The 11,802-nt window shown below is 40.9% G+C and carries 9 protein-coding genes and 1 pseudogene; all 10 read right to left on the reverse strand.

The window, feature by feature from the left end; all coding sequences use genetic code 11:
* Position 1: 1 nt before the first annotated feature.
* Positions 2 to 1,495: a fused MFS/spermidine synthase gene (locus tag RH96_RS00170; protein WP_010195799.1), complete on the reverse strand. Its 1,494-nt coding sequence runs from the start codon at positions 1,493 to 1,495 to the stop codon at positions 2 to 4.
* A gap of 256 nt (positions 1,496 to 1,751) precedes the next feature.
* On the reverse strand, positions 1,752 to 2,114 hold the full coding sequence (locus RH96_RS14680) for a pilin (RefSeq protein ID WP_202801445.1): 363 nt from the start codon (positions 2,112 to 2,114) through the stop codon (positions 1,752 to 1,754).
* A gap of 45 nt (positions 2,115 to 2,159) precedes the next feature.
* Positions 2,160 to 2,240, reverse strand: a pseudogene (locus RH96_RS15345) (prepilin-type N-terminal cleavage/methylation domain-containing protein); the annotation flags it as partial.
* Between the two features lie 64 nt (positions 2,241 to 2,304).
* Positions 2,305 to 3,504, reverse strand: coding sequence for a serine hydrolase domain-containing protein (locus RH96_RS00180; RefSeq protein WP_010195801.1), 1,200 nt, complete (start codon positions 3,502 to 3,504; stop codon positions 2,305 to 2,307).
* The gene (locus RH96_RS00185; protein WP_010195802.1) at positions 3,497 to 4,651 is read right to left on the reverse strand and encodes a serine hydrolase domain-containing protein; all 1,155 of its coding nucleotides are present in this window, start codon (positions 4,649 to 4,651) and stop codon (positions 3,497 to 3,499) included. Before RH96_RS00185 ends, RH96_RS00180 begins: the two co-directional genes overlap by 8 nt.
* A complete protein-coding gene (locus RH96_RS00190; protein ID WP_010195803.1) occupies positions 4,621 to 5,829 on the reverse strand; it encodes a methyltransferase family protein in 1,209 nt (402 codons plus the stop codon). The genes RH96_RS00185 and RH96_RS00190 overlap by 31 nt, the downstream gene beginning before the upstream one ends.
* Positions 5,830 to 5,928: 99 nt before the next feature.
* Positions 5,929 to 6,465, reverse strand: a complete 537-nt coding sequence (locus tag RH96_RS00195; RefSeq protein ID WP_010195806.1) for a pilin — start codon at positions 6,463 to 6,465, stop codon at positions 5,929 to 5,931.
* Positions 6,466 to 6,779: 314 nt separating this feature from the next.
* Complete coding sequence (locus RH96_RS00200) at positions 6,780 to 7,229, reverse strand: type IV pilin protein (protein WP_010195809.1); 450 nt, start codon at positions 7,227 to 7,229, stop codon at positions 6,780 to 6,782.
* On the reverse strand, positions 7,229 to 7,777 hold the full coding sequence (locus tag RH96_RS00205) for a type IV pilin protein (protein ID WP_010195811.1): 549 nt from the start codon (positions 7,775 to 7,777) through the stop codon (positions 7,229 to 7,231). Before RH96_RS00205 ends, RH96_RS00200 begins: the two co-directional genes overlap by 1 nt.
* Before the next feature lie 12 nt (positions 7,778 to 7,789).
* Entirely contained in the window at positions 7,790 to 11,770 is a 3,981-nt protein-coding gene (locus RH96_RS00210) for a pilus assembly protein PilY (RefSeq protein WP_010195812.1), read from the reverse strand.
* Positions 11,771 to 11,802 lie beyond the last annotated feature (32 nt).

The following is an 11,802-nucleotide window of genomic DNA, read 5'->3' on the forward strand; positions in this document are numbered from 1 at the left end:
CTTAAAGTTGCTCAATAGAACGGTAAAAGTATCTATCTAATCTTGGTAAATCATCAGTATGCAAAGGTTGCGTTTTATTAAAGAAGCTCGCTTGCGCAAGGCTCTGACTACCGGGACAAGCAAAATTGCACAGCATGATATTTTGCAAGTTTAAACTATAGTTCTCATTAGTGGCCAATATGTAAGCGGCCTCACCAAATACTTCGTACCAATTCCTTAATAGCGTTTGAGTATATCCATGATCTATATTTGGCTTGCCAATAATATTCGCCATAATATATGGGCTAGTATCCTTAAACTTGGTAAGCACCTCAATGGTATATAGATTACTCGCCACATACCTACCTTGAAAAGCATCAATAAGCATAAAGTCATAATAGGCTTCGCTATGGCGATTCAAATAACCTCTAGCATCATCTCCGACGAATTCTATATTAGGGGCTATCGGTTCTCTAAGAAAATGGTTTTCGATAATATTAGGTAAGCCTGTGTCAATATCGATCACCGTCAGCGCCATGTCAGGGTTATGATATGCTACTTCGCTCGGAGTTCCCATACCTGCGCCGCCAAGGAATACTAGAGTTTTAGGAGCGGTTTGTCGAATAGCTTCAACGGTGATTTTTCCATACCAATGACAGTTTTCTTTCGTCTCATATATCCAACAACTACTCGTTGATTGAGTAGGATTATCAGAGATCGTGACAGCAGACTGCCCTTCAAAGTCAATGTATTCTATGAACCAAGCGCCTGTCGCGGTCTGAAAGCCAGTATCGACTTTGCTGGTAAAGATAAAAAATATAGTCACTATAACTGCAGACAGCGCCAGTACATAATTAGTAGCATGAGTTGACTGGGTTACGTCATCGTCGCTATGTACTCGTATAGCAAGCTTGGTGCATAGCCAAGCACTTATCGCAAGCGACGCTATAAGTAACGCCAAACTATTCATCAGACCAATATAAGGTAACAAGAGTATCGGCGTCACAGTCGAGCCAAGCACACTACCTATAGTGGTGATGGCGACCATCATACCGGCGTTTTTACCAGCATCTACGCTGTCGTGGTTTTTATACTTCAATGATAAAAACTGCGTGATGAGAGGAATCGACGTTGAGCCAAACGCCAGCCCTACGCCGAACAGTAGCCCCACGCCCATGGCCGCTATAATCGGATTGTCCGTACTTGAACTCATAAAAGACAGTAGCGGCAGTTGGATAATACAGGCGAGAGCATGCGAGACGGCAGATAATGACAAGACGTGTCCTGCCTTTAGTAGTGCTTGTCTAGGGGTTTTGATCCCTTGAGATAGACGGCCGCCATACCAGTAGCCCACAGCTATCGCAATCAGCACCATCGCTAAGATGATGCCAGTAATTGAGATGGACGAGCCGATATAAGTGGCTGATATCCGAATGGCATAAATCTCGATACCAAGACCAGCGAAGCCCTCGAGCAGGGCGACGATTAAACAAATAGCTAGTACTTTTCTTTGCATATAGAGACTCATAATAAGCGTATCGGATGATAGATGATACTAGCTTATTCTTAACCCCCTGTCATTATACAGAACGAGGTTATGCACTATACATAGCACATTTCAATCTAGGCCGTGTCCGCATTTTAAAAATGCTTAATTGAATTGAGGACACGTTCTAATAAGGACTGTAGATGACATTCAGATAGCGTTGTAATAATAAAGCCAAAACCACTGTCTTAGATGTCGCACTAAATGAGTGATAAATAATCACCTATTAAGACAAGCTGGCATCAAAGGTACAATAAGTCGGCAAATAGTCTGCTGTAATATTGCTACTACAGCTCCATGAACCTTGAGCATTGCGTATCCATTGGAGTTTTTTACCTGCTAGCTCTGGACTCACTTGTGTCGACACTGTCGCGATGATAATGCTTGTCGCCGTCAAAGGATTGGTAATCTGCGCGACGCCAGTATTGCTTGGTAATGGCACTCCTACTTGAGAACCTCCTAATACGAGAGTGGATCCTGTTGCGCGTGGATCACATTCATTCAGACCCAGACCAATGACTGTCCTGCCGGACGCCAGACACTCCTCAACGGTCGTACGTAGTTGGCTCAGCTCACTTATAACTCTCATTGTCTGAGTCCTCCCCATGTAAAGCTGATACTGAGGAATAGCAATAGCAGCTAAGATACCAATGATAACTACAACTATCATTACTTCTATTAAAGTAAAACCAGACTGGGTATGATGGACTGTCATAATTTAAGTATCTATAGGAAATTATATATTTACTAAGCATGATTTATGCCATGACCGATTTTCGTCATTGCTGGTTATTAGTAAGATGTGTATAGATCAGAGTTTTGATAGTATCATTGCTATGCTCAATATTCGTTGGCGTACCATTACTCAGTAAGGCGACCACGCCGCCTGCTTCATCTATCGCTACTAATGACGACAATCCTAATAATGTGCCATCACGAAAATGTACCGTCGCAGACTGAATATCGGGCTGATAAGGCATCATCGCGTAGCCATAACATAATCTTAGCTTGGTTTTATCGCAGCCCATATCTGCATCTACCGACAGGATATTGGGCTGCCGTTTAGCGCTCATTGTCTTAGATTGTTGCGCTAGTGCTACCGCATTACCTGACAGCCCAGCCACAGAGTATAGATCCTCATAATTAAAAGCAGTATAGATATCAGATATTCCTGTCAATCCTGTCTCGGTATAGTTATAGCTGATCTCATCGTCTAAGCGCTGGCTCGAGATAAACTGTATATCAGTATTCTGTATATCATAATGAGTCTGTAGATACTCCTGATAAGACTGCCCTGATACTTGCTCAACTACTGCGCCCAGTAAGCAATAACCTAAGTTTGAGTAACTGGTATGCGTCCCCGGCGTAAAGCTCAATTTTATTTTATTCATCTTCTCAATGCTATTGGGACAAATAGGCTCCCCAATGCCAAACATATCATTGCCTTGGATATCCAAGCGATTGAAGCCGCCCTGATGTTCTAATAATTGCTTGATAGTAATGTCGTTGACTCTAGCATCTTTGGGCTGGTCTATTTGTGGTAAAAGCTCTGCTAGCGGCATCTCTAGCGTCAGCCTTTCTTCCTTAATCAAATCCAAAATAGCATCAGCCGTCCACAGCTTAGTCACACTCGCATAGCGAAAGCGGGTATCTGCACTGATAGGATCAGATAGCAGCGGCAAGCCATCTACATAACCACTCTCACAGTGATGCAGCTGACCTTGTGGATCAATATAGGCAATCTGATTAGCAGGGGCATTCTGATATTTGGTTTTTTCTATCAGTATGTCTGTCATCCAGCTTGGACTACTCTCACTACAACTAACGTGCTGTAAGGCTAGCTGCGCTCGTACTGGATATAGGCTCTGCCAAACCCGATTACGTGCTTGATTATTGGCATAGAAGTAACCGACCACTACAGTGACTACGATCAGCGCGATGACTTGTAAGATGTCTTTTTTTTGAATTTTTTTAAACATTATGTTTTTCTTTTAGATAAATATTATAAATAGCTTTGACTAGTTGGTTATGAGTCACTAACCAAGAGGTCGCATCCTCAGAGTTGGATAAAAAAGTCAAAACACCACCATCACTGTTCATTATTGCTAAGGCACTACTATTAGGCAGCCTGCCATCTCTCCAATAAAACGTTAACTCGTCATCGACTCTATATTCATAACTAGAGAAACCATGACAACCTCTAACCTTTTTTGTGTCACATATTATATTTTTAGGACGACTGGTTATATTCGGATAGGTTTGCTTGTCCATTGCCCATATATACTTAGATAAGTCGATACTATTGCCTACCAACCCCCCTACAGGTGCTAATGCCAAAAGATCAATTTTACTTAATCCCTCGTCTACATCGCCACTATTTGTAATTGAGTCATACTGAAATTTTCGTTTTAAGAAGTAAGTTTTATTGGCGTCAAAACTGAAGTAATCTTGGCTTACCTTGATATAATCATCTGCATAATAATTCTCAATGATTTGCCCTAGTAAGCAGTACCCTACATTTGAATATATATATTTACTATTCGGCTCATAATCTAATAGGGTATCTGCAAGCATATCAATCTGATAAGGGCACCAAGGATGACTCTTAAACATAGGGTCAGTAGTGATAGCTCGATCGAACCCTGCTCGATGTGATAATAAATCGGATATCGTCATATCACTGACTCTATTATCTTTTAGTGTGGCATCGTGTAACTGAGGCAAAAGACTCACTAGCTTATCATCTAGCGTTAATCGATCTGTCCTCACCAAGTTCAATATCAGCTCAGAAGTAAAAACCTTCGTTAGACTGGCATAACTAAATACCGTGTCATGGCGGATTGTATTGCTGAGATAAGGCACTCCTTGCCATCCCGCCGTACAGGTTGATAGCTCGCCTGCCGAGCTAATGTACGACAACTGTAGGTTTGCGTTGTTTAAGTTCCTTATACTATAGCCAGCTATCTCTGCTAACCAATCTTTTTGGTCGCCATGACAAGATAGACTATCTAAAATGACTGCTTCTTTTATCGTTTGTTTTACATGCGTGATAAAGGGTAGGTTTATCAAAGATATAAACAGTAAAACTAATGCTACTAATAGGTAGATTGCGCTTTTTTTAGCCAACGGAATATTCCTGTCTGATCTATCTGATCACAATATTGTCTATATTCTACAAACTTCCGTAGATGACGCTCTTCACTTTTTGCACGCCCATAGTATATGAGGCTCACAAAGGTAAGACCTAATATATTTTGCCACCACGCCGCACTAGCAAAAGCAATGCCCATAAAAGGTAAAGTATATAACCACCAATATATATTTTTGGCGATATAAGCAGGATGCTTAGTGTAGCGATAAACCCCTGTATCAATCAGTCTGCGCCAGCTTAGATTCGAAAAGGTCATGCCAAACTCAAACGTCGCCAACCAATAAATAATCCAAGATATATTTATCGCTAAAAAAAACAGCCAATAAAAAATGCTGTCCTGAGGGATGATATCTTGCCATATCAGATTGTCCTGTTGGTCATTAACTTGATGCATTATCCAAACTAACGGTGGATAACATAACAATGCAAATATCCAGCCGAGTAGGTTGCTATCGGTATCTACGATTCGATTATTGATGATTCCTGAACTAAACAGATAGCCGAATATAGCAATAAGCATATCTAAACTGATAACGATATTAAATATCAATAGATTAATCGCGGCAGCATTGAATTGCCATGCAGTATCAAAAATAGCTGCCAAATTCCCTAAAAAACCACTATACATAAAAGGAATAAATACGAACTTTACGGCTGTTTTCAAGATGAATATTTTAAGCAACGCTTTATCGAGGGGCATGCTTTTATTTAACATCGCGCCTATTTTTGCATACTCATCTTCGGGGTCTAATAGTCTTCTATCTACGAAATAAATATAGCCTATAGACATAACGATGATCAGTGGGAAAAATAAAAACAGATCATTCACAAAAGCAGCATAAATGGACACACCACTTTCAGTCACTATAAAAGCATAAAGATAGATACCAACCAGCTGCGATAAAAAAACGATAGATTTACTTTTAATTCGGGTGCTATTGATAGGATTGAGTGGTTGTTTTTTTCTATGCGGGTTTTGAATATAAGCGACAATGAACAGCGGTAGTAGGCAGACCAATAACCATACTCTGATCAAAACATCCAATGACAAGTAATCAATAAGCAAGATCTTGGATATCAGATACCAAATAAAGAAGCTCATGATTAAGATAATAGAAGCTTGTCTAGGATGCCGGTGCACAGAAACCATCATAAAGAGCACTTATACAATAGGACATATCAAAAAAAAGAGACATAATATTATTATGTCTCTCTTTATTATTAATCACTAACAACATCTATAACGATGATATTAACCACCAGTAGCAGTTAGAGCAGTGATTGCAGCTTCAGCAGTACCAGCGGTACAGCCCGTTGGACGATACTCAGCAGGGATAGTCGAGTGACATGCCCATGTGCCAGTAGCGGCACGGGTATATACCATAGTGCCTTCATCTAATGCAGATGAAGCATTACGACCAAAGGTCGCGGTAATAATAGCTGCGCCATCTACAACGCCACTAACTGTAGGATAGCCTGTATTTCCCGCTGTTGCTACAACTTGCGTAGTTGCACCCAACAGATTAGATGGATTGGTACCCAGTACGCAAGTCGTTGCCTCTTCCCCAGCACCTGGCGTACCACTGTGTAGAATGGTAGCTGTTCTGCCATTATTGATGCAGTCTTCAAGGGCATTCTTCACAGAAGTCGTTTCACCTAGCACACGCGCTGCTTGTGAGCGTGAGATATAGTTCTGATACTGAGGAATAGCAATCGCCGCTAGGATACCGATGATCGCAACAACGATCATTAGTTCGATTAGGGTAAAACCTTTTTGAGCAGTGTTCATAAGAACTCCTTTTTGGGTATATAAAGATAAGTGTCTATTAGCGCTTTTTATCTTTAGGGATATAGTTTGTTTTTTCTTACTATAAATGTTGCAGATAACGTACCAAAAATTCATTATCATTGTTCTTATAGCTGAAATAGTGCCAAATCCCTTAATACTGACATAATCCGGACTTTAACTATCTTATTACTCTCATTTACTGTTACCAATGTTACCACTAACTTACTGAAAATTGTCAGTTTACCCCTTACAGGTAGTAGAAGGTAAGTATTACTGACAATTTTTGTCAAATCTTGTGGTAGTGGCAAAAATTGTTATTGATTCCAGTCATTACCAGTACCACAGACATTCTTTCGGCATTTGATGTTTTGATAGTTAAGACTGAGAATGCCATCACTTGCCATTTGCATTCCTGCCTTTGGCGTGGCACTAATTGTCCATTTAGAGATGAGTGGGTCTGTTATAGTCACATCATATAACGCAGTGCCTTGTCGCGGGTATGCAGTGGCGAAGTCTGATTTGACTTTAGCACTGATAGTATTGTAGCTACCCTGAGCCAATTTTCGGCTTTCAATCTCGGAGGCAATGTTTTGCATTTCCGTCATCATGTCCGTACGTTTGGTTTTGATGACATATTGCTGGTAACTGGGGTAAGAAATTGCCGCTAAAATACCAATGATAGCAACAACGATCATCATTTCTATTAATGTAAAGCCGCGCTGCTGTATAGATGATGGTTTTAATATTTTGCTAAAAATTGACATCACCAATCCTCCTGACCTGTGCCGCAATTAGTTGAAGCAGCGGTGATTGTCCTATCCTTACTCTTGCATTTCACACCTGTACTACTGGTCATCAAAATTTGCGCATTTGAATTTTTAAGGGAGGTATTTGGCTGGGCAAACATACGCCACGAGCTACCCGCAGTAGAATAGCCCGTGCCTGTAGGAGCCAATGTGTTGCCTGTACTACCATCGACTAACATAATCAGATAGTCGTAATTGGTACCATTGCTACCTCTAGGCACATAGATAGTCTTGTTGTCCGTAGCATCGTATGCATAGCTAAAAGTGCCATCACTTGCTTGTTTTTTTGGTATAAAGCCCTTATAAGTCAAAGCACTAGCACGCCAACGGTTTAGTTCTATATCCAACTGTTGCATACTTGCTTGCGCTTGCGACTCGGCATTACGCACAATGTACTGACGATAAGATGGAATCGCAATCGCGGCTAAGATAGCCACTATCATAATGACTACCATCAGCTCTATAAGCGTAAATCCTAGCTGTTGCTTCAACGCTTTCATATTCATGCGACTATCCTATCAGTCTACTTCGTACCATACTTTCGGCTGTAGAGTATAACGTTCGTTAAATGTAAAGTCGGGCGCTGTACCATTACCAATAAGTTGATCAGCTGCGCTTAAGTTCTGTTGCAAGCCTTTCTCCTTCTTACCTCCACCTAATACAGGAGTGTCATAAAAGAATTTATCACCATCGCTCCCGAAGCTGACTCGATCGTTAGCACGTTCGGTAAGTGTACGCGTACCGATAAGTAATCGTTGGTTAGATAAGCTTGAGCTGAGTGGTCCGAGCGTTAGCTCTTGAATGCCTTTACCTGCTTGCACATATCCAGCAGTACCATTCTTAGAGGCGTTATCCGTACAGATACCATATGGTAGGCAATAGAGCTGTCGCTCTGAACCACCTGTAACCTTAGCAGAGCAAGAATCTACAGCACCATAGCTCATGTCTGGATTGTAGACCGTCGTGTATATAAAGCTATCAACCACTTCAGACTTACCAATACCTTTACTATACCTCACATTACCGTAGCCATCAAAACGAGTCAGAGGATAATACCAACCTTGTTTGGCTCCCGATTTTAGAATATTAATGGCCACATTTTTTTGAGCTAAAGTATATCCTGCGGCTGTCAGCGTTCCAATCGCTGAGGGCAACTCAGCTAAATTACTTGAAGGAGTATTGTTGGCGTCTAAATCCACGATTGTTTGACCACCAGATGTTCCCGTAGTCGTAAAATTACTGGCATAAAAAATATTATCTAACTTAGTAACATCGCTGTCTATAATGCCATACAGCCTATCAGCCTTGGTATTGTCACGTATTTTTGATAAAGGTGAGCTGCGGTCACCTGAAATAGCATTAACCAATGCAAATAAGCTGTTGCTACTATCATTACGATAGAAACTGACAACTGGACGCTCATAAAAGCGATAGTTGTACTTTGCATCAATACCTGTATAGGCGCTTTTGAGTACACGCGTGACTCTCCTATTAGTAAAAGAAGTTTCAGGTGATGCAGTTCCTGAGGTGACTGGCGTCACAAAACCAGCATTGGTAAAGTCTGCACGGAAGATTTGACCACCTAAGTCTGCAAAATAGATATGATCCATAAAGCCATCGTTATTACGATCTAACGTGGTCACACCAGCGACGATACTATTGGTCATACTCGCGACAGTCTTCGACGGTGAACCAGCTGCTGAAGCTGACCATATCAGAGCACCCGTTCTGGCGTTAATAATATATACCGCATTGCCCTTAGTCGATGTTTTGTTTGAGCAAGCACCTAACGTCGTATCTGTAACCCCAACTTGAAAGGCCTCATATTCGTAGCACATATCATAACCACCACCGAATACCAAAACATCAGTACCAGTATCAGTACTACTGGTTTTTATTTTAGCCTTAGTAGGTTTTCCCCATATCTGACCCATGCGACTAAAACCTGAGGTCGCTGGTGTAATGGCAAATATCATACTAGGATTATTAATATTATTGAGGTTTAGCCCATAAAAAACCTCGCCGCCCATGCGCAAGCCACCATAAGCGAATACCCCTTTACTACCTGTTGTATTGACATTTACTCTGTTATTAGACAAATCATAATTATAGTCGGCGGTCACCAACCAAGGAGCATCTATACCAAAGTTTGGTGACCCTATATCAGTTTTGGTTGCACCTTTAACGAGGGCATCAGACTTACTGGTATCCCTTAACATCTCTCTTGGTATAATGACGAACTCTTCTTCTCCGCCATTACCAGCTCCTTGGTTATCTGCATCTACTAAATGTAAGCCACCTTCTGATGAGCCAAATAGTACATAATCATCACGCGTATCGGTAACTCTACCAGTAGTCGCATTAAGAGTAGCTGAATATGAAACGGCCGCTGGTGTAGAATGTATGCTAGCACCAAGCACTTTGATAGGACCAGACACGTTTGTACTCTTAAGTGTCATATCTTTTACGAGTGTCGCGGTACTTGGAAGAGTATCAAATCCCAAGAAATTCAATAGTTTTCTTAACGTTGTTTCATTATAAGTAGTAGTATCTTTAAATGTACTGCTAGTCAATGCAGCACCATCTACAACCATCTTACCAGAACCATTTACCCCTACTCTTCTTAATACTGTGTTAGTACCATTTGCACTAGCCAAATCTTCAACGTACAGCGTTCTTACAGATGCAACGCCAGTAGCAGGTGTACTTAATTGTGCATAGAAACCGCCAGACTCTACCTTATCGTTGATACCTACCCCATTGGCATTGGTATAGTTTTTATCTGACCACATATCTTGGGTATTTGGATCCAAATCACCTGCGATGTTTTTAAATAGCTTGGCACTGCTTTTACCATATAAAGTACCTTCATTCAGAGTATATTTTTTTAGATTGCCTTCCCAAATTACCTTGTTTTCACCTACATTTGGCTGTAATGTAGGATAATAAGCAACAGCAAGCTGACTATCAGCACGATACGGGTCATCAGGGATAATGATCGTACCTGAAGGTACTGACGGTAAGGTGTTGTCCAAATCAGTTACAAATGAGATGATACTATTGACAATATCGTCTGTAGACTGTGCTGAATAGAATCCACCCTCACCAAATCCACCAACGCCTGGTAAAGAAGGATGTGCTTTTTCTCCCCAGTTACAAGCATTTCTTGCATCTTTAGTAGCGTTACTATCTTTACCAACTATGTTTGCGCAGTTATAAAAATCACGATTTTTGGTAATGCCAGTTCTTGGATTGGTATAAGGTAAATTACGGATAACTTTCTGTGCTTCAGGTTTTGCTTCATCGACAACTCTATCGACATTGAAGTCTGAACCAAAGCCAACCACTGCCGTGTAGATTTCTTGATCTGTGCCTAAAGGGCTGGCTGTCGAATCATTTAATGCTTTGGCAAATGAACCAACTTCGGGCATACCATTATTATTACTACTACCGCTCGGCAAGGTGTCTGTAGATGTGCGAAAACTACTACGGTTTAGAGCCTGCTTCATCAAATCTAAAGGTTTTTCCGAGCTATTTGGTGCACCATCAGTCAAAAAGTAGATACCTCGCCCATCACAACTAGAAGGTTTTAAAAGAGGGCTTATATAGTTATTGCTACCACTCTTAGAAGAGGTAATAGATTTGCTAAAACCACTACCCTTACCACTGGTATTGGTTCCTAGCATATAGGCACCGACCTCTGCATACGCATTTGCAGTCGGTGTACCACCACCACCAGCTGCCGCTGCCACAACATTTCTGATTTTTTGACGTTGAACATCATCTAATAATGCAGCAGGTACTAGTATTTTACCACTACTACCATCAGCATTTTTAGCAGTCCCATTTGAATTAAACTCCACCACATTATCATCACCACTTTGGGAAGAAAACTGACCAATACCAATAGCGACTTTCTTTGGGTCTAACTGAGTACTATCCATTAAAGTAAAAATAGCATCCTTAAGACGAGTAAGGCGATCATAAAATTTACCATCAAATTTATAATAGTACTGATTACCACTACCAGAGGTTATATATCTAAAACCACTTCCTGTTGGAGTATTAATTTTTGTACCACAAATTGCAAAGTTGTAGTCACTGTCTCCAGAACCGTCATTACCACCACAGCGATACCACTGGCCTTGAGGAGAATAACGATAGTAGTATTTTCTACCTGTTTCACAGTAGTTTCTTATATATGCAGGATTAGTGTCAGACATTTCAGAGCCTTCGGTGTAAGATGTACTACCTCCTGGCAAATCACAAGCATAATTGACTTGATTCATAGTCATACTACCTGATGTATCTAACATCATCGTAACGGTGGTTTTACCACTCTCAGCGGCTTTATATATTTCCAAATCACCGATTTTCTTACCAGCCACATCTGCTTGTGCGACCGATATAGCCGTCATGGTAGCCATGGCAACGACTAGGTACTTTAAAGGTAACGCAACTTTGCCACTAATTGGCGATACATTAGTCAGTCGTTTCATGACATCTATCCTTATATTATATCGGTGTAATG

Origin of the sequence: Psychrobacter sp. PAMC 21119 (genome assembly GCF_000247495.1) — a bacterium.
Classification (GTDB): Bacteria; Pseudomonadota; Gammaproteobacteria; order Pseudomonadales; family Moraxellaceae; genus Psychrobacter; species Psychrobacter glaciei.